Source organism: Paraburkholderia sp. RL17-337-BIB-A, from assembly GCF_046025895.1.
Lineage (GTDB): Bacteria > Pseudomonadota > Gammaproteobacteria > Burkholderiales > Burkholderiaceae > Paraburkholderia > Paraburkholderia fungorum_C.
The window spans coordinates 867,045-885,384 of record NZ_JARESY010000002.1; the positions used below are offsets into that span (position 1 = coordinate 867,045).

Below are 18,340 nucleotides of genomic sequence, written 5' to 3' on the forward strand. Positions count from 1 at the left end.
GATAAAAACGACCGCATTCCCGCGATCCTTTTGATACGGAGAAACGCATGACCACGCGCGCAGGATGGATCTCTCGCCTCACGGTTTCAACGGTTCTATCGCTTGCCGCCGTCGGCGCGAGCGCACAGCAGACCATCAAGATCGGTGAAATCAACAGCTACAAGGCGCAGCCCGCCTTTCTCGGGCCTTACAAAAACGGCTGGAATCTCGCGCTCGAGCAGGTGAATGCGGCGGGGGGCGTGCTCGGCAAACAGCTCGAAGTGGTGTCGCGCGACGACAACGGCAATCCGGGCGACACGATCCGTGTCGCGCAGGAGTTGATTGCGCGGGAGCAGGTGCAATTGTTGTTCGGCGGTTTCCTGTCGAACACGGGCCTCGCGCTGACCGACTTCGCGAAGCAGAAGAAGATTTTCTTCCTCGCGGCCGAGCCGTTGACCGACAAGATCGTTTGGGCGGATGGCAACAAATACACGTACCGTCTGCGTCCTTCGACGTATATGCAGGTGGCGATGCTGGTGCCCGAGGCGGTGAAGCTGAAGAAGAAACGTTGGGCGCTGGTGTATCCGAACTACGAGTACGGGCAATCGGCGGTGGCGACGTTCAAGAAGCTGATGACGGCGGCGCAGCCGGACGTGCAGTTCGTCGCCGAACAGGCGACCCCGCTGGGCAATGTCGACGCGGGCGCGGTCACCCAGGCGATAGCCGATGCGAAGCCGGATGCGATTTTCAACGTGCTGTTTGGCGCCGATCTCGGCAAATTTGTGCGTGAGGGCAATACGCGCGGGTTGTTCAAGGACCGCAGTGTCGTCTCGTTGCTGACGGGCGAGCCGGACTATCTTGATCCGTTGGGGGCGGAGGCGCCGACTGGCTGGATCGTGACGGGCTATCCGTGGTATTCGATCGATACGGCGGCGAACCGGAAGTTTGTGGATGCGTATCAGGCGAAGTATCACGACTATCCGCGGCTCGGGTCGGTGGTGGGGTATTCCGCGCTGATGTCGATTGCGGCTGGGATCAGGAAGGCGGGTTCCACGGATTCGGATAAGCTCGCTGCCGCGTTCAAGGGGCTTGGGGTGGAGACGCCCTTCGGGCCGATTACGTACCGGGCGCAGGATAATCAGTCGACGATGGGGGCTTTTGTTGGTGTGACCGGAGTCAAGGATGGGAAGGGGGTGATGACTTCTTATCGGTATGTGGACGGCGCTAGTGTGCAGCCGTCGGATGGGGAGGTTAAGAAGTTGCGGGTGGGGGAGTGATTGTTTTTTGCCCGCGGCGGCTGGTTGGTGATTTGCCTATGGCGTTGGTTTTTTCTTGATCTGGTTGCTGTGTGGTGCTTGTTGGTCTGTGTGCCTTATGGCGTTGGCCTTTCCTTGAATTGATATTGGTCTATTAGCGTCGCCCCTGTGCGGGGCAGGCACTTACTTCTCTTTGCCGCCGCAAAGAGAAGTAAGCAAGAGAAAGCGGCTCAAACCGCCAACTCTTAAGCGGGTCCCCCGCACAGTGACGGCAGTGGTGCATCTGGAATCCGTGCTCTCGCACATTCCGCGTGAGTGACAAAGGATTCATCAGCTCCCACTCCGCACTGCGTGCGTCGCGGATGGGTCTGCGTGGGAAACCAGGGGCTTCGTTTGGGCGTGACGGGGCCATCGGCTTTGCCTCGGCGATGCGCCCAGTCGACAGCGGCAAGCGAGAAGATCGACAGAGGCAAAAGAGGCAAAAGAGGCAAAAGAGGCAAAAGAGGCAAAAGAGGCAAAAGAGGCAAAAGAGGCAAAAGAGGCAAAAGAGGCAAAAGAGGCAAAAGAGGCAAAAGAGGCAAAAGAGGCAAAAGAGGCAAAAGAGGCAAGAGAGGCAAGAGAGGCAAGAGAGGCAAGAGAGGCAAGAGAGGCAAGAGAGGCAAGAGGCGAGGTGGCGAGGAGGTGAAGAGGTGATATACGGCGCCAATACACGGCGCCAGATGAAACATGATGGCGAAAACGCGGCGGATGGTTTTATGAAATGCGCGTCGGCGCGCGTAGCGCCGCCGGAGGTATGACTGCTGTGCCACTGACGCTGAATGTGCGAGAACACAGATTCCAGATGCACCACTGCGGTGGCTGTGCGGGGGACCCACTTAAGAATTAGCGGTGTGAGCTGCTTTCTTTTGCCTACTTTTCTTTGCAGCAGGCAAAGAAAAGTAGGTGTGTAGTGGTTCAATGATCCTGGACACCTCTAAAGGGGATAATTCTCCAACTGAGGTGAGAAATGAGCAGACGGAACATTCCCGACGAATTGAAGGCAGAAGCGGTCCAGCTGGTGGTCAGCAGGGGCTATTCCTATGCGCAGGCGTGTGAGGCGCTGGGCGTGGGCGACACGGCGTTGCGCCGCTGGGTGACGCTGTGGCGCGCTGAGCAGGTCAGAGCGCCGCGTACACAACTGGAGATAGAGGCCGATGCGCGCCGCATCCGCGAACTCGAAGCCCGGGTCGCCGATCTGGAACGGGAGCGCGACATACTAAAAAAGTCCACGGCCTTCTTCGTCAAGGAAATGGATCGCTTCCCGAAGTGATCCAGTCACTGAAGAAGGTCTGGCCTGTGAGGGCGATGTGCCGGGTGATGAATGTTGCGCCTAGCAGCTATTACGCGTTTGCCGGGCGCACGTCGAAGAGTGCGGCGCCTTGCCAGCAGATAGCGGCCGCACGGGAAATTCATCGCGAAACCCGCGGCAGTTATGGGAGCCGCAGGATGTCGCAGGAGTTGCGAAAACGTGGTCACGCGGTAGGTCGTTATCGTGCCGGCACGCTGATGCGGCAGGCACAACTGGTGGTCACCAGAAAGCGCACACATCGCTATCCGAAGAGCAATGAGCAGGCGCAGGTGGTGCCTAATCTGCTGGACCGTAACTTCGAGCCGCCGGCCATCAATCAGGTATGGGCAGGCGACATTACGTATGTGAGGACGCTTCAGGGTTGGTCTTATCTTGCCATCGTGATGGACCTGTATTCGCGCCGTATCGTCGGCTGGTCGTTGGGGCTGATGCCTGATACAGCGCTGGTGATCAGGGCGTTGCAGCAGGCCCTGGAGCGGCGCAGTCCGTCGCCAGGCCTGATGTTCCACTCGGATCAGGGATGCCAGTACACCAGCGCGCACTTCACGAACGAACTGAAGGCAAACGGCATCGTCCAGAGTATGAGTAGAAAGGGGAACTGCTGGGATAACGCGCCGGTGGAGCGTTTCTTTAGAAGCCTGAAAGGCGAATGGATCGACGACAAAGGGTACCGTGATCACGCGCATGCCGAACGCGACATTGAGGCTTACATCGACGACTTTTATAACCACCGTCGCATCCATTCTGCAGCAGGCGGACAACCGCCGGCACGATGTGAAGCGTCACTTTTTTAGAAATGCCCCTTTCCGGGTGTCCAATTTTACTTGACCACTACAGTGCCTGCCCCGCACAGGGGCGACGCTAATAGACCAATAAGAAATCAAGGAAAGGCCAACGCCGTAGGCATACACCCCAAAAGGCGCCGCGCATGCAACCATCTCAAGGAAAGGCCAACGCCATAGGCACACAACCCAAAAGCGCCGAAGGCAAAAACCCTTACTCCTCCGCATCATGCTCAATCACAAACCGCTTCAAATAAGCCAGCACAGCGGCTTCCACAGCCCGATGATCAGCAGTGCTCTTGGACCCCGCATTCTCCTCATCGCCAAATAACGTGGACGGCGCGTTATGCACGTCCACTTCCTGGCCTTCGCGGAACACGCGAATCTCATGAACGTCCTCGGCGTATTCGGCGATCCAGTGCACGCCTTCGATATGCGCTCCCGCGCGAACGGTAGGTATCTTCATGGATGTCATCTCCCGTCGGGTCCGGACCACGGCGCCAACCCTTGCTATTACCATACGCCGTCCACGTGCCACGCGCGAGTCCAAGCCGCCAATTTCCGGAAGTTTCGCTGCGTCGCAAGCCATTTACCGGAACTTTTACAGCGTCGCGGGCCGCGCCCTGTCAACCGCTCAAGTTGAGCCAAAAGCACGAAATCCCCGTCGGACCCCCCTTCCGATTGCATCCGCCGTCATGGCGAACAGCCCCGGCACACGCGTTGCTGCATTTCATGCACCAACACCAACCGGAGGACTGTCATGCCCGAACAGAAAACCATCAAGCGCGCCCAGGCCGACAAGCGTGCCGGCAAGTCATCAAGCACGCAGGCCGGGGAATTCGTCAAGGAACAGGTCGATAAGGTGCGCGCCGGCAAGCACGGCGTCAGGTCGGCGAAACAGGCGATCGCAATCGGCCTGTCGGAAGCGCGCCGTGCGGGCGTCGCCCTGAAGTCGCCGAAGAAGGGCGCCACCAGCGAGGCAACCCGCAAGAAAGCCGAGAAGGACAATGCAGCAGGCCAGCACAAGAGCACGGCGAAGAAGAAAACTGCAAGCAGCGAGTCGACAGCCAAACGCTCACGTGCCGCCACCAATGCATTGAAGCGTGAAAGCACCGCCGGTGTTTCGCGCACCGCTATGTCGAAGCAGACCAAGTCGGCAGCAGCCAAGCGTCCCGCAGCCAGCCGTTCCGCAGCAGCGAAGAAAGCCGCCGCGACGAAAAGCGCCGCCGGCCGCTCGGCAGCAGCCAAAAAAGCTGCGCAGACGCGAGCTTCACGCGCGCATCACTGACGCAGGTGTCTGAGAGGGAGAGATGCAGGCGGTCGGAGCGATGTCTGAGAGGGAGAGATACAGGCGGTCGGAGCGATGTCTGAGAGGGAGAGATACAGGCGGTTGAAGCGATGTCTGAGAGGGAGACATACAGGCGGTCGAAGCGATGCGCGCGCTTTTTCGCGCGCGTATCGCTCCACGTATTGCCTTACTGCAACGTCGCCAGCACGTCGCCGACCGTTTTGAAAATGTGCGCGATCTGCTCTTCGTCGATGATAAGCGGCGGCGAAAACGCGAGGATGTCGCCCGTAAAGCGCACCAGCACGCCCGCCTCGAAGCACTTCACGAACGCTTCATAAGCACGCGCGCCCGGCGCGCCCTCGCGCGATTCGAGTTCGACGCCGGCGATCATGCCCAGATTGCGCACGTCCTTCACATGCTTCGCGCCGTTGAGCGAGTGAGCCGCGGCTTCGAATTTCGGCGCCATCGTTGTCGCGCGCTCGAACAGACCTTCGCGGCGATACAGGTCGAGTGTCGCAACCGCAGCCGCGGCCGCGGCCGGGTGGGCCGAATACGTGTAGCCGTGGAACAGTTCGATCGCACCCTGCGCGCCGGCGTTGACGATCGAGTCGTGGATCGTGCGGCTCGCGGCCACCGCGCCCATCGGGATCGCGGCGTTGTTGATGGCCTTGGCCAGCGTGATCAGGTCCGGCGTCACGCCGAAATACTCGCTAGCCGTCGCCGTGCCGATGCGGCCGAAACCGGTGATCACTTCGTCGAAAATCAGCAGGATGCCGTGCTTCGTGCAAATCTCGCGCAGCTTCTGCAGATAGCCTTGCGGCGGAATCAGTACGCCCGTCGAGCCGGCCACCGGCTCGACGATCACCGCGGCAATGGTCGAGGCATCGTGCAGCGTGACGATGCGCTCGAGTTCGTCGGCGAGATGCGCGCCCCAGGCGGGCTGGCCCTTCGTGAACGCGTTGTGTTCAAGATTGTGCGTGTGCGGCAGATGGTCGACCGCCGGCAGCAGTGCGCCGGAGAACGTCTTGCGGTTCGGTGCGATACCGCCGACCGAAATGCCGCCGAAGCCCACGCCGTGATAGCCGCGCTCGCGGCCGATCAAACGCGTGCGCTGGCCTTCGCCGCGCGAGCGGTGGTACGCCAGTGCGATTTTGAGGGCGGTGTCGACCGATTCCGAACCGGAGTTCGTGAAGAAGATCCGGTCCAGACCGTTCGGCATCAGCTCGGCAACTTTCGTGGCCGCTTCGAATGCCAACGGATGGCCCATCTGGAAGGTCGGCGCGAAATCGAGCGTCGACAGTTGCTGGGTGATCGCGGCGACGATTTCGTCGCGGCCGTGACCCGCGTTCACACACCAGAGACCCGCGCAACCGTCGAGCACTTCACGCCCGTCCGTGGTGCGGTAGTACATACCCTTGGCCGATTCCAGCAGGCGCGGCGCGGCCTTGAACTGGCGGTTGGCGGTGAAGGGCATCCAGAAAGACGACAGGTCGTCGATGACGGGGCGCGAAGTCATGGTTTTCTCCTCGAAGTGGTAGCGAAACTGTAGCGCCCGCGGTTTAATGGCGGCATAAACAGTTGACGCAGCGTGGCGCTAACTGTGTTGGTGGAATGGCGGTAACTGTGTCGATCGCGTCGTGACGCAATTCGGCCTTTTATCTGGTGCATGCCTCGCACTCTCCACCTATTTGGCTACTCAGCCGGCCGTCGCGACCGGCCTTTCATCCCATACCATGATCGAACTACAACTTGAGCGCGACCGGCGCGCCGCTCCCACGCTCGTCGAGCAGGTCGTGCAGGGTTTCGCGGATGCGATCGAGGCGCAATCCCTGCGCGCCGGCGCGCTGCTACCGTCGGTGCGTCAGTTGGCGCAAAGCCACGAACTGAGTACCTTCACGGTCACTGAGGCGTACAACCGTCTTGTTTCGATGGGCCTCGTGGTGGCGCGGCGCGGCTCCGGTTATCGCGTGGCGGCCCGTGCGCAGCCCGCGCGGGTCGCGCCGACCGACTGGCAGCCGCCCAGTCTCACCGCGACCTGGCTGCTGTCCGACGTATTCGCCGACCATTCGGTGCCGATCAAGGCGGGCGGCGGCTGGTTGCCGAACGAGTGGATCAACGAGACGGGTTTGCAGCATGCGCTGCGTGCAATGAGCCGGGTGCCGGCGGCGCGTCTCGGCGACTACGGGCATCCGTACGGCTTCGCGCCGCTGCGCGAGCGGATCGCCGAGCAACTCGACAGGCGCGGGTTACCGGTCGACGTCTCCAACGTGCTGCTCACGCAGGGCGCGACGCAAGGGCTCGATCTGATCGTTCGCACGTTGCTGCGCGCGGGCGACGCCGTGATCGTCGAAGATCCCGGTTATTGCAATCTGCTGCAGATTCTCAAACTGGCGGGGCTGGTGGTGCATGGCGTGCCGCGCACGCCGGCCGGCGTCGATACCGACGTGCTCGAAGCGCTGGTCGCGCAGCACAAGCCGAAGGCGATTTTCGTCAACACCACGCTGCAGAATCCGACCGGCGCGACCTTCGGCATGTCGGCGGCGTTCCGGCTGTTGCAGATTGCCGAGCGGCAGCGCATGTGGGTGATCGAAGACGATGTCAGCCGCGAACTGGCGCCGCCCGGCGCGCCGATGTTTGCCGCGATGGAAGGTTTGCAGCGCGTGCTCTACGTCGGCGGTTTTTCGAAGACGGTGACGCCGGGGCTGCGCTGCGGCTACGTGGTCGCTGAGCGCGCGGTGTTGCGCGAACTGGCGCGCACGAAGATGGCGGTGGGCTTGACGTCGTCGGAAGCGATCGAGCGGATCGTCGACAAGGTGTTGCTCGAAGGGCGCTATGCGCGTCACGTCGAAGCCGTGAACGAGCGGCTCAAGCTCGTGCATGCGACGCTCGAAGAGCGGCTCGACTCGCTCGGTCTCGAACTGTTTCACCGGCCGCGCGCGGGGCTGTTTCTGTGGGCGCGGCTGCCGATCGAACCCGAGCGCGCCGGCCAAGTGGCGACCGCCGCGCTCACGCACGGCATCTGGCTCGCGCCCGGTTCCTACTTCCGTCCCGACGATGCCCCGAGCGCCTGGTTCCGTTTCAACGCGCCGTACTCGACCGACGACGCATTGTGGCGCTTCATCGAGCGAGTCGGGCAGGGCGTGATCTAGATCCGCTTACGCGGACTGACCCAGCAGCTTCAGCGCGATCGGATACAGCGAGACCACCAGCAGCAGCGCCATCGCCACATTGAAAATGCGCAGCCGCTTGGGGTCCGCCAGCACGCGCCGCATCGCGGTGCCGAAACCGGCCCACAAGCAGATACACGGAAACCCGATGATGTAAAAGACCACCGCCATCGCAAGAGCATTCATGCTGGTGCTCTCGCTCAGGTGGATCGTTGTCGCGGCGGTCAACACCATCATCCACGCTTTCGGATTGACCCACTGGAATGCAATGGCTTCATGAAACTTCATGGGCCGGCGTTCGCCGTTCCTGACCTTCAGTTCTCCCGACGTGCCGATTTTCCATGCGAGATACAGCAGATACGCGACGCTCGCGACTTCGAGCACGGTGTACAGCACGGGAAAATGCACGAAGGCTTCGCCCAGACCGATCCCAACCGACAACATCAACAGCACAACGCCGACACTGATCCCCGAAACATGCGGCAACGTGCGGCGAAAGCCGAAGTTGACACCCGAGGCCAGCAACATCGTATTGTTCGGCCCGGGCGTAATGCTGGTGACGAGCGCAAACAGAATGCCGGCGGGCAGCGCGCTGAGGCTGAGGTAGGACATGGGAGGCTCCGGTAATGGTCGAGAAGACCTTTGGAGCATTCTAGCGACGGTTGCCGGTACAGTACCTATACGGTTTATGGGATGGTGTCCGGTACAGGGGGAGATCTTCGCCCGTACAGACGTGTGCAGGCCAAGCTGCGTTGCCCTCTCGATCGGCAGGCGCATCACCACGTCGGCGCCGCCCCGTTCCCGCGTGTGAAGCTCTCGTATATGGCCTCTCGCCGCTGCTATAGCAAATCTGTAGCACCCCGAAAATCCCCCATCACACCAGTGGATTTTTGCCCGGTCCCCGGAATTGCCTGCTCATTCGGCAGCAGTCGGCGATCTACGGATGCTGGCCTACGCATTCACGAGGACGTTCGAACGCCGCTCAGCAACGTGATGCTGTTGAAAAAGTCGCTGCTCTGCTTTTTTCAAATCGCCGGTGAGAAAATTGACCTCTCGGATCGGCCTATAAACCGATGGCGACGCCGCTTAAGGGCACGAAGACTCCTGAAAACCTTATGAGAGCGACGGTCAGCGACTTTTTCGACAGCATCATCTTGAGCGCTGCCCTGGAGGTCGTGTCAGCTCGAACGGCCGGAGCGGGTCCGCCTTGAGCCGCTCGCCATTCGCTCCAGTTCGGCGACTACAGCCCACTAGACTCCTATAGCGAGCCGCTTTGGTCAATAGAGAGGTGTGCCCGGTTGATCGCTGAGAACCCCCGCCGGATACTCGAAGCGTCGCTTCTTCGCTGACAGGCTCACGCCATCCGATGAAGAGAGCAGAGCGATACGCCGCGGCCCCGGATTCTGCTGAACTTGCCGGAAGGCGCCGAACAGGGAGACGAAGTACAAGAAGGACTATAGGGGGCCTGAAAAATGGCGCACGCCGAACTGGCGGTACTTGGGGGTGTGGGAATTCTCTCGCTGGCCTCTCTGGTCGTATGCGGAATGTATGTGTACTGGAGCAGCGACAGATACCGCAACCGGCAACGCCGATTCGAAGCACAACATAGCGGCGCTCAATCCATCGTTCAATATGACGAGCCGTCTTCGGCGATCGAGGTAACCATGGGCACGCAACTCAGCGCTCGCTGCAGAACTTCGCTCTATCGGGCCGTGTTCAGTAATGCCCACGAAGGAAGCATCGTGTTCCTGTTTGCCGGTGATCGTGACGACGCCCGCCAACGCGCGGCCAGCGCTCTGGCGGCCATTCACAAAATCCCGGCGGAGAAGGTGCAGCTCAGCGAGCTCGCGTCGTTCCGCGAACTGGTCGATAGCGGCGTAAGCGAGGACGAAGATCTGCGAATCTTCGAAATGGCCTGGAAAGGCGCGGACGTCAGCGCATGGGCCGAACATCCACTCTTTCTCACCGACGATCCCGGCTTGCTCGGCAAATGGGCCGAGTTGTACGCCGACCTCGCGCGCGAACTGGCTGTCAGCGCGATTGAAAGAGCGCGGGACTGAGCTTGTCTCGATGGCTTGAGTTCGCGGGACACTGCCTGTACGCAGGCGCCCCGTTTCGTTTGGACTTGCCTCGTCCTCTCGTTGCCACAGGTCCCTGCTCGCACATCACATTCAATGGCGCTTGCGCCGAAGCGTGAGCAACGCCCGCCGTCTTCGGCTTACTGCAAAGCAATCGTTTGCGGTCGAATTTAGATTCGCCCAACCATTGCCATGTTATGCAACATTCTATCTAATAGGCTCGCAGAAGAAGCCTGATTTATTTCGGTTCACTGATCCACGCACCTGCCCTCCATCACAGGCCATGAATCGTCTGCTACCGCTTAAATCCCAGTTGGGCCGTTTCGCGCGAATGCTCGCCGGGCATTTTCCTGCTCCTTTTACACGCGACGAATCAAACGGTGTCGAGATCCTCGGAAACTTGACCCCCAGGTTGCTGAACGGCAACACGCTGCTGAACCTCAATTACAGCGAAGTCGACCGCTTTACCTTCAACACCGGCTCAACGGCAACGCTGTTCGTCGTCAGAGGCGAAGACTTCGTGCGTGTCACCACTTCCGTCAAAAAGCAGAACGGCGAACGAGCCGTGGGCACGGTGCTTGACCGCTCGCACCCTGGCTATCGGGAGCTGCGCTGCGGACAGTCCTATACCGGTTACGCCACGCTATTCGGCAAGCAATACATGACACAGTATGAGCCGATACGGGATAGCACCGGCGAGGTAATCGGCGCGCTGTACGTCGGCCTTGATGTCAGTGAAGTATGGACCTTGTCGATCGGAGCAAAACTCGCACTGCTGACCCTGGCAGCGGCTACCATGATCCTGCTCGGCTATGATTGGCTGCTGCAGGCCGTGATCCTCGCCGACCGGGCAAGCCCGGTGGGCGCGTTGACCCCGTTCCAGCAAACCGAGATGATAGCCTTCGGGTTATTTGGCGCGCTGTTGATCAGCGCGCTGATCTTCGTGACGACCCGGCGCGGCCTCGGGACGCAACTGCTCGAAGCCAAGGCCGCCGCGGAACAGCTAGCGGCCGGCGACCTGACCGCACAGGTGCATGTCGATCGGCGTGACGAGCTCGGTCAGTTGATGCAGGCCATGAACGGCATCAGCGTCGGTCTAGCCTCGTTAGTCGGCAACGTGCGGCGTGCCTCCGATACGATCGCGCTGGCTGCTCGCGAAATTGCAGCCGGTAACGCGGACCTGTCCGCGCGCACCGGGGCGCAGGCTGGCTCGCTCGAGCAAACCGCGGCGACGATGGATCAATTGACTTCAATTGTCCGCGCCAATGCTGAACACGCAACGCACGCCAACGAACACGTCGCCTCGGCCTCCGAGCTCGCGGTCAAAGGCGGCACAGTGGTGGGGGATGTGGTCACCACCATGTCGTTCATCCGCGGCAGTTCAGGCAAGATCGTCGAGATCATCAGCGTGATCGACGGACTTGCCTTTCAGACCAATATTCTGGCCTTGAATGCCGCCGTCGAAGCCGCGCGCGCGGGTGACCAGGGACGCGGCTTTGCGGTAGTTGCCGCCGAGGTGCGCAGCCTGGCGCAACGCAGCGCCACAGCCGCCAGGGAAATCAAGGCGCTGATTACTGACTCGGTTGGCAAGGTCGATGCCGGCGGCGAACTGGTCGATCAGGCCGGCCGGAACATGACCGAAATCGTCACGGCCGTTGGCAGTGTGGTCGCCTTGATGGGCGAGATTAGCCGCGCGAGCAAGGAGCAAAGTACCGGCATCAGCGAGGTCAATCGCGCGATCGGGCAGATGGATGAAATGACCCAGCAAAACGTTGCCCTGGTTGAGCAGGCGGCAGCTGCGGCAGCCAGCATGCAAGAACAGGCGCGCGCACTGCAAGACTCCGTGCGGGTATTTCGCCTGGCAAGCGACGCGCCAACCTGACAGGCGTCTGACGAGGTGAGACGCATGTCAGCGAGGAGGCGGGTGCTCAAGAACATGCGCAAGGTGTCTGCAAGGTATTGGCAATTTGTTGGTCGGCGTGCGACCGAAAACGAGGTATGTCAGGGTTGCCAAATCAAGCGGCAGAGCCCGACCGGCCGGCTGCCGTAGCAAAGCGATTCCAGCGCTTAACGAACTCCGGCGTGAATCGCTTGACCCGGCGCATGATCGTCGTGTGCGCCAGATGAAGACCACGTGCGGACCGCATCCCGACCAGAACGTGCTTGCTCTTGCCCCGTCTGCACGTACGTCTCCTCCATAGCCGGCTCACAAACCTGGTGCGTAGGAGGCGGCCTCGCTATCTCGACTGTCAGCGGGGTCTGCGCGGCAGGCTGGGTACCACTCTCGTTGTCGATCCATTTGCGGGCCCAATCGAGTGCGTATTCCCGCGCCGCATCAAGATCCGAGAAGCGCGAACCAATGAGACCAGAACGCGCGATGCGTCTTCCGTCCTGAACAATCTCCGCCCACGCCCGGAATAGTCCATTTGCGACCGGATCCGCTGCAGCATAGATGACGTAGCCGCGCCTGTCGGTAACCTTTATGCCATGCGAAGGGATGCCCATCCATAGTGACCACGGTTCACCGGTTGTCAGGATCCACAGGATCGCATTTGCCACGACGCGCGGTTCTGCGCGGGGCCGGCCGCGTCGGCTCAGGCACGGAGTCGGTTTGTCACAGGCGATTGGTGCGATCAGCGTCCACTCACCATTGCTTAGCTCATCGAAAAACATGCATTTCTCCACGCAACCTCGCCAACGGGATTGCGCCTTTGGCCAGTCACGAATCTTTGACGCGCGATTCGTGTGAAGTCCTCAGTTGCACAATATGTTTCTCCTGACTGGCCCGAAGAAACTCGCACATGGCTAGTGCGCGCATTCACAAGGATGAAGCACAAAACACGGTTTCACTTGTACGTTGAAAAATCTGCGCGTGAAGCATATTGGTCTTCGTGCGATATTTGATGAATTCAATGATACAAAGCTGGACGCTGGACGTTTGACATTGCCGCCTCTCAAACAGATTCGTATCGTCCATGGAATCAAGATAGGCCGACGACCCAAATAGAACCATTGTACAAATGGGTTGCCGCTGTCCTCCATCAGCGTATGGGTCATATACGTGTGTATACTTGGACGGGTCCAGGGAGCATTGCACGCGGGCATCAACTCCGACCGGATCGAGCCGGCCAAACCGTCGAGCCTGGTCGTCCAGGAAACCACTTCGTCTCATGGACATCCAGCCTGGAGATTGGCTGGGACGTGGAAATTGTGGGTAATAGCAAGCGCGTGCCTCTCGCTTACTACCGCTTCAGTCTGAACCTGCGCGACATCGAGGAGCTGCCGCTCGAACGTGGCGTGACGGTGAGCTACGAGACGGTACGTCAATGGTGCGATCGGTTCGGCACTCAGTTTGCACGTCGCGCCAAAGAGCTAAGCTGACCTGATGGCGATTGGACCAACGCCGTCGTTGTTTGAAGCACGGTTTCGGGGCTGCGGTCGCTTGTCATCGTCGTGCGTTGGCGTCCGGTTCTGAACCAGTAAGACGACCCTCATTGGCCGCTTTGAAGCGGTGCATAAGAAGGGCCAAAAGCAATGGGCATTCGTCGCCGCTGCTCCAGTTGTAGTTTGCTGATTCGCTAGCCCTCCAAACGGCAAGCGTTCTGGCGACATCAATGTTGAAAAGGAGGATGGCAATGAAATACATGATTAGCTGGTTCGAACGTACACAAGGTTCGCCTGTAGAGTACGAGAATGCCCAGAAGCGAATCCTTGATGTGTTTAGTCAGTGGAAGGCGCCAGACAACTTCAAGATCGAGTTTTTCGTGGTGCGCGTGGGGGAGTGGGGTGGGCACATGCTGGTTGATTGCGACGATCCGCTGGCGGTTCATAAAGTTTGCTCGACATTCCCTGCATTTGAATTTCGGGCGCACCCCGTAGTTGCCGTCGAGGACGCAGTCCGGGTCGAACTCGAAGCGATCGCCTGGCGAGACGGACTGGAAAGTAAGTGACATCCGGGAGGACCGTGTCGCCTTCACGGCGAGTGAACCCGAGACGCGGTCCTTCTTTTTGAGGTGGCCAGCGTCCTGACACTATCGCCGAGCTGCGGACTAACATCCGCTCAGTCGGACGGCCAACGGCCCGCACCCGCCGGCCGTCGTTGACCGTAAGCGTCCTTGAGGGAAGGATGAACGACCGGAGCGGGTGTGCGTTCTGCCAATCGCTGGCAGGTAAAGAGCGCGCATTCGCGAACGAGCATAGCCGCCGACGAGGCACGCGCTAGTCGAAAAAAAGCCGACCGGGTTAAGGTCGGCTGAAGATTCTGGCTAAGCCGAAGGCCGTGCCACCGAGTGCGACATCTCAGGGCGGTTTTGAGCTGATGTCGGCTCGCTGCGCCTTATAGATCAAGCATTTGGCATTCGGAAGTGGCGTTGGTCTGTACAAAGAGGCTCGCTACAGCTCCAGTCTGATCGAATCAGTGACTGCGCGCGAAACGCATACGGCCAACTGGGATTTTCTGGCACCCGCAGTGAGACAGACATCATGGTGGTCGACTTCTCCCTGACTATAGGCTACGACGCACGTCCCACAGCTACCCGACTCGCACGAGGACGGGACGTCGATCGCGTTGTCGCGAAGGACCTCGAGGATGCTTTGCCGTGCGGAGACCGCAAAGGATTTCCCCGACGACGCAAGTTGTACGGTGAACGGTCGCGCGTGATCCGCGTTGGCGATCGGTGCGAAGGCTTCGAAATGGTAGTTCGAGGCAGGAAGCTTCGCTGGAGCATGGCGTACCGCATCCATCAGCAACGCGGAACCGCAGCAATAGACGTGGGCCGTCTCATCGAGCGCGTTCATGATCGCGCCTATGTCGAGTCTCCTTGTCGAGTCGCCGTCGGTGAAATGGAAGCGTACTTCACTCGCGCGCAGGTTTCCTAGCTCTTCCAGGAACGGGGCAGTCTGTTCCGAACGGGCGAGATAGAAGAGCTTGAAACGTGCACCGGTTTCTCGAAAATGCTGGATCATCGAAAGGAACGGCGTGATGCCGATCCCGCCCGCGAACATGACGTGCAGTTGGGCATTGGGCGCCACCGGAAAGCTATTTGATGGGACGGAAGCCAACAGCGTGGTGCCAAGGCGAAGTGATTCGTGAATCCACCTTGAGCCTCCCCGACTTTCCTTCGCGAGCCCTACGGCAATTTTGTACGAATGCCCCTGCGAGTTCTCGCATAGCGAATATTGCCGCTCGAGGCCGTTGGGCAGTTTAAGCTTGATGTGCGCGCCGGGCTCCGATGGAGGCAACCTGCCGCCGTCTTTCGCGACGAGGGTGAATGAACGCACATCAGGCGACTCCTCGGTCATGCTCTTTACACGCAGAGATAACCACGCCTTCCCGTCCGATGTCGCGACCGCAGCGAGAGTGGGGACGGGATCGGACGGCCCTTCGACCAGTCTCGAACTCCAGTCTTCGGTCTCGAGAGATTGCAATCGCTTGCGGAACAGGTCCCTGATGAGCGGTGCCATGAGATCGAGCTCCGCGAGCGTTGCCATCGCCTCGACATTGCCGGTGTCGACGTACAGGAACTGCTGGATTCTGGATATCGTCCACTCCGGGTATGGGCGCTCAACTATGCGCAATGTGTCGCCAGAGCCGACAACACCCGGCTTCAGCACCCGGTAATACCAACCGGTTCTGCCTGTCTGCTGAACGCGGCGCGCCATGGTCGGCTGCTCAAACCGGTGATTCAAGCGGAAGCAGGGTTGCCGAGGCATCGAGACCTGGAGACGGGCTTCGCCTACCTCGACGATGTCGCCGATACATATGTTGGACTCGTTGAATCCGCACGCAACGAAGTTCTCGCCAAAGCCGCCGGCTCGCAGTCGCTCGGCACTCTCTGGAAATTCTTCCTGCCACGCGGCATAGTGCTCCTCAGGGTATTGCAGGATCACCTGCTCTGCGCCACCGTGCAGGTGGGGGGAGCCGTATTCGTCACCCGCGATCAGCTCTTCCGCTATCAATACCGATCCGGCGCAGACCGATTTCGCAATGCCGGACATGATGTCGCTTTTGCCAAGCCTCGCGACTTTCCCGACGCGCACTTCGCGCAAGATCGTTCGTTGTATTACTTCGGTCGCAGTTATGGTCATGACTGCATTTCTCCATCGGTTCCTTCTGACAATCTGGTCGGGGCCCCCGCTGTTCCCCTGAGTGTGAGCGGTTGTTCACGCAAGGCGACGCGTGTGCGGATTGTGGCTTTCATTCGCCTTCGTCCGCTGTCGTCCGGGACATCGAGTGCGGAACTCCAGGTTTTACCGGCAGATTGGAATGACCCAGTGCGTGTGCCACATCTCGCCTCCGTACGGCACCCACCACACCCGTCGATGCCGGGAGCTCCGCAGAACAGGTTTCCTCATTCGCCGTCCAGGGCGTCTTTAACTACCAGGGCGGGGAGAGCAGGACGCAGAAGTATGACCGAGTCCCGTGCCAACGAATGTGGCTTGTCCGTATCTATCGTCAGATTGGCAGGAATCGCTCTACCACTGTCTTTTTGGCAGCAACGGGTGAGTCCGGCCGCCAACGATTTCACCCGGATTCAAGGCGGACAGTCCAGTGTGGGCAGCGGGGAGCCTGGTGGAGCGCGACGGGGGAGCTGTCGCAGCGAACCGATACCACTTACTCGTAAACCCTCTTGTGACAGCGGTAAGATTGCGCAATCATTCAGGGAATGGTTGCGCAATCTTATGCGCGTCGTCGTTCGGCTGCCGATTGCATGCCGACACGCCTTGTTATGGGCCGAATCCATCGATTGCGTCTGGTCGCTTAGTGGCGATCCCTCGTGCGCCAATTTCCCGGATGTCGATCTCGTTTGCTTCGCGGTCCTTACTGCGACCAACCTCGTGGAGGCGCTAATGGAGCGCGGTGAAAGTAGTTCTGTCCAGTATGAGACAACCGCCGCTCGCTCATTTCGTGAATTACTGCTGGCGATGCTCGGCATCGGCCTCGTCAACATGCTCGTCGCACTTGATCAGACGGTCGTCAGTACAGCGCTGCCTTCCATCGTCGCCGATCTGAAGGGCGCCGAATACTACGCCTGGATTGCAAGCGTTTATCTGCTTGCATCCGTCGTGTCGGTGCCCATCTTCGGCCGGCTCGGCGACTATTTTGGCCGCAAGGGCTTCGTGATTGCATCGATCACCACCTTTGTGGTCGCGTCCGCGCTGTGCGGACTCGCGCCAAACGTGCAGATGCTCGTATTCGCACGGGCCCTGCAGGGGATCGGTGGCGGCATGATGGTGGGCACCGCATTCGCGTCGATCCCCGATCTGTTCCCCGATCCGCACGCCCGTATGCGCTGGCAGGTCGTGATGGCGGGGTCCTACGGAATCGCTACGGCGGCCGGGCCGTTCCTCGGCGGATTCCTGAGCGCTGTCTATGGCTGGCGCGCGACGTTTCTCGTCAACCTGCCGGTCGGGCTTGCCGGCCTTTATTGCGTGATCCGGTATCTGCCTCGTATCGAGCGACGGGGCGGGCAGCGCACCACGATCGATTGGACGGGTGCACTGTTGTTGTCGACCCTGCTCGGGTCGCTGCAAATGGGTATCGAGCGGCTGCCCACCAGGGGGCTTGCTCCCTCAACGCTCATGCTTGTCGCGATTGCGATCGGCTCATGTGTCCTGTTGGCCGCTTGGGAAAAGCGCCATGCGTATCCGATTCTTCCAATCGACCTGTTCGCCGACCCCAATCTCGTGCGGCTGTTCCTGCTGTCGTTTGCCGCGGGCTTCGTGATGTTCTCGCTGCTGTTCTTCATGCCGCTGCTGCTGCAAACCGGCTTCGGCATGACGCCGCAGGCGGCGGGAATAGCGGTAACACCGCTACCGGTGTGCCTCGCACTCGGCAGTTTTGCGAATACGCGGATCGTCATGCGTTTGCGTGTGCCGATGACAATCGTCAGGGTCGGTTTTGCGTTGATGGGCGCGGGGTGCATCGGCGCGGCCATGCTCGGCGGCGCCAGCCCGCATCTGCTGGGCGCTGCATCGCTGGGTGTGGCGGGCATCGGATTCGGCTTCATCTTTAACAATCTGAACGTCTTTGCGCAGGAATTGAGCGGACCTACACGGTTCGGCATCACGACCGCGCTGATCCAGTCGACCCGGATGGTCGGCGGCATGCTGGGAACAGCCATGATCGGCACGTTGGTCTCGCGCAGCCTGGCGCGCGTCGTTGCCAGCACGGGCAATGCTGCGCTGGGTGGCGCTCAGGCCGCCGTCGTGCATGCGATCCATGTGGGTTTTGCAATCGACGTCGTGGTGGTATGCGGAGCGCTGCATTGCACGCGGCGCATTGTCGGCGTGCATTTGCGCCGGTCGGGTGCGGTTCAGCAATGACGTCGCTGGCGGCGCTTCGACTTTTTTTTGTCACCGCCTTGCCCGGCAACTGCACGGCCAGCCAGCTCGCCCGACAGTCCCGTCGACGGACTCGCCGGACTGGACTGGTCGAAGCAC

Annotated in this window: 13 protein-coding genes and 4 pseudogenes; 9 read left to right on the top strand and 8 right to left on the bottom strand. The window is 60.3% G+C overall.

The window, feature by feature from the left end; all coding sequences use genetic code 11:
* Positions 1 to 47: 47 nt before the first annotated feature.
* A complete protein-coding gene (locus P0D84_RS24860; RefSeq protein WP_408341328.1) occupies positions 48 to 1,256 on the top strand; it encodes an ABC transporter substrate-binding protein in 1,209 nt (402 codons plus the stop codon).
* A gap of 985 nt (positions 1,257 to 2,241) precedes the next feature.
* Positions 2,242 to 3,377, top strand: a protein-coding gene (locus tag P0D84_RS24865; RefSeq protein WP_408333544.1) for an IS3 family transposase whose coding sequence is annotated in 2 segments (ribosomal slippage) — positions 2,242 to 2,500 and positions 2,500 to 3,377 — 1,137 coding nt in all. Because the reading frame shifts where the segments join, the coding sequence is not laid out codon by codon here.
* Between the two features lie 202 nt (positions 3,378 to 3,579).
* Here the strand turns inward: P0D84_RS24865 and P0D84_RS24870 are convergent.
* Complete coding sequence (locus tag P0D84_RS24870; protein ID WP_007178046.1) at positions 3,580 to 3,831, bottom strand: hypothetical protein; 252 nt, start codon at positions 3,829 to 3,831, stop codon at positions 3,580 to 3,582.
* Between the two features lie 294 nt (positions 3,832 to 4,125).
* On the opposite strand from P0D84_RS24870, the gene P0D84_RS24875 reads away from it, so the two are divergent.
* Complete coding sequence (locus tag P0D84_RS24875) at positions 4,126 to 4,653, top strand: DUF6496 domain-containing protein (protein WP_408341330.1); 528 nt, start codon at positions 4,126 to 4,128, stop codon at positions 4,651 to 4,653.
* Positions 4,654 to 4,840: 187 nt separating this feature from the next.
* Here the strand turns inward: P0D84_RS24875 and aptA are convergent, their stop codons facing one another.
* Positions 4,841 to 6,169 (bottom strand): omega-aminotransferase AptA, encoded by a 1,329-nt coding sequence (aptA, locus tag P0D84_RS24880; RefSeq protein ID WP_408341332.1) that lies wholly within the window; start codon positions 6,167 to 6,169, stop codon positions 4,841 to 4,843.
* 217 nt (positions 6,170 to 6,386) lie between these two features.
* On the opposite strand from aptA, the gene P0D84_RS24885 reads away from it, so the two are divergent.
* Positions 6,387 to 7,802, top strand: a complete 1,416-nt coding sequence (locus tag P0D84_RS24885) for an aminotransferase-like domain-containing protein (RefSeq protein ID WP_408341334.1) — start codon at positions 6,387 to 6,389, stop codon at positions 7,800 to 7,802.
* 6 nt (positions 7,803 to 7,808) lie between these two features.
* On the opposite strand, the gene P0D84_RS24890 is transcribed toward P0D84_RS24885, so the two are convergent.
* Complete coding sequence (locus tag P0D84_RS24890) at positions 7,809 to 8,432, bottom strand: LysE family translocator (RefSeq protein ID WP_408341336.1); 624 nt, start codon at positions 8,430 to 8,432, stop codon at positions 7,809 to 7,811.
* 860 nt (positions 8,433 to 9,292) lie between these two features.
* Here P0D84_RS24890 and P0D84_RS24895 point away from each other — a divergent pair.
* Together P0D84_RS24895 and P0D84_RS24900 are read left to right on the top strand one after the other, a co-directional pair.
* Positions 9,293 to 9,880 (top strand): hypothetical protein, encoded by a 588-nt coding sequence (locus P0D84_RS24895; protein ID WP_408341338.1) that lies wholly within the window; start codon positions 9,293 to 9,295, stop codon positions 9,878 to 9,880.
* 301 nt (positions 9,881 to 10,181) lie between these two features.
* The gene (locus P0D84_RS24900; RefSeq protein ID WP_408345966.1) at positions 10,182 to 11,780 is read left to right on the top strand and encodes a methyl-accepting chemotaxis protein; all 1,599 of its coding nucleotides are present in this window, start codon (positions 10,182 to 10,184) and stop codon (positions 11,778 to 11,780) included.
* Between the two features lie 148 nt (positions 11,781 to 11,928).
* Here the strand turns inward: P0D84_RS24900 and P0D84_RS49080 are convergent.
* The 3 pseudogenes from P0D84_RS49080 to P0D84_RS49085 form a co-directional block, all read right to left on the bottom strand.
* A pseudogene (locus P0D84_RS49080) lies at positions 11,929 to 12,054 on the bottom strand (IS6 family transposase); the annotation flags it as partial.
* Positions 12,055 to 12,181: 127 nt separating this feature from the next.
* Positions 12,182 to 12,403, bottom strand: a pseudogene (locus tag P0D84_RS49185) (DUF6566 family protein); the annotation flags it as partial.
* Positions 12,404 to 12,409: 6 nt separating this feature from the next.
* Positions 12,410 to 12,571: pseudogene (locus P0D84_RS49085) on the bottom strand (transposase); the annotation flags it as partial.
* A gap of 567 nt (positions 12,572 to 13,138) precedes the next feature.
* Here P0D84_RS49085 and P0D84_RS24910 point away from each other — a divergent pair.
* Positions 13,139 to 13,267, top strand: a pseudogene (locus tag P0D84_RS24910) (IS6 family transposase); the annotation flags it as partial.
* A gap of 76 nt (positions 13,268 to 13,343) precedes the next feature.
* Here P0D84_RS24910 and P0D84_RS24915 read toward each other — a convergent pair.
* The gene (locus P0D84_RS24915) at positions 13,344 to 13,544 is read right to left on the bottom strand and encodes a hypothetical protein (protein WP_408341342.1); all 201 of its coding nucleotides are present in this window, start codon (positions 13,542 to 13,544) and stop codon (positions 13,344 to 13,346) included.
* Between P0D84_RS24915 and P0D84_RS24920 the strand changes: the two genes are divergently transcribed.
* Entirely contained in the window at positions 13,534 to 13,848 is a 315-nt protein-coding gene (locus P0D84_RS24920; protein WP_408341344.1) for a DUF3303 domain-containing protein, read from the top strand. The genes P0D84_RS24915 and P0D84_RS24920 overlap by 11 nt on opposite strands.
* A gap of 442 nt (positions 13,849 to 14,290) precedes the next feature.
* Here the strand turns inward: P0D84_RS24920 and P0D84_RS24925 are convergent, their stop codons facing one another.
* Positions 14,291 to 15,937: an MOSC domain-containing protein gene (locus P0D84_RS24925; protein ID WP_408345969.1), complete on the bottom strand. Its 1,647-nt coding sequence runs from the start codon at positions 15,935 to 15,937 to the stop codon at positions 14,291 to 14,293.
* Positions 15,938 to 16,747: 810 nt separating this feature from the next.
* Here P0D84_RS24925 and P0D84_RS24930 point away from each other — a divergent pair.
* A complete protein-coding gene (locus P0D84_RS24930; RefSeq protein ID WP_459252216.1) occupies positions 16,748 to 18,223 on the top strand; it encodes an MFS transporter in 1,476 nt (491 codons plus the stop codon).
* Positions 18,224 to 18,340 lie beyond the last annotated feature (117 nt).

Excerpts from the sequence above, each read along its gene's own strand:
- P0D84_RS24915 (WP_408341342.1), bottom strand. The coding sequence starts at position 13,544 with ATGTATTTCATTGCCATCCTCCTTTTCAACATTGATGTCGCCAGAACG.
- P0D84_RS24875 (WP_408341330.1), top strand. The coding sequence starts at position 4,126 with ATGCCCGAACAGAAAACCATCAAGCGCGCCCAGGCCGACAAGCGTGCC.
- P0D84_RS24890 (WP_408341336.1), bottom strand. The coding sequence starts at position 8,432 with ATGTCCTACCTCAGCCTCAGCGCGCTGCCCGCCGGCATTCTGTTTGCG.
- P0D84_RS24860 (WP_408341328.1), top strand. The coding sequence starts at position 48 with ATGACCACGCGCGCAGGATGGATCTCTCGCCTCACGGTTTCAACGGTT.
- P0D84_RS24900 (WP_408345966.1), top strand. The coding sequence starts at position 10,182 with ATGAATCGTCTGCTACCGCTTAAATCCCAGTTGGGCCGTTTCGCGCGA.
- P0D84_RS24895 (WP_408341338.1), top strand. The coding sequence starts at position 9,293 with ATGGCGCACGCCGAACTGGCGGTACTTGGGGGTGTGGGAATTCTCTCG.
- P0D84_RS24870 (WP_007178046.1), bottom strand. The coding sequence starts at position 3,831 with ATGAAGATACCTACCGTTCGCGCGGGAGCGCATATCGAAGGCGTGCAC.
- aptA (WP_408341332.1), bottom strand. The coding sequence starts at position 6,169 with ATGACTTCGCGCCCCGTCATCGACGACCTGTCGTCTTTCTGGATGCCC.
- P0D84_RS24930 (WP_459252216.1), top strand. The coding sequence starts at position 16,748 with ATGGAGCGCGGTGAAAGTAGTTCTGTCCAGTATGAGACAACCGCCGCT.
- P0D84_RS24920 (WP_408341344.1), top strand. The coding sequence starts at position 13,534 with ATGAAATACATGATTAGCTGGTTCGAACGTACACAAGGTTCGCCTGTA.
- P0D84_RS24885 (WP_408341334.1), top strand. The coding sequence starts at position 6,387 with ATGATCGAACTACAACTTGAGCGCGACCGGCGCGCCGCTCCCACGCTC.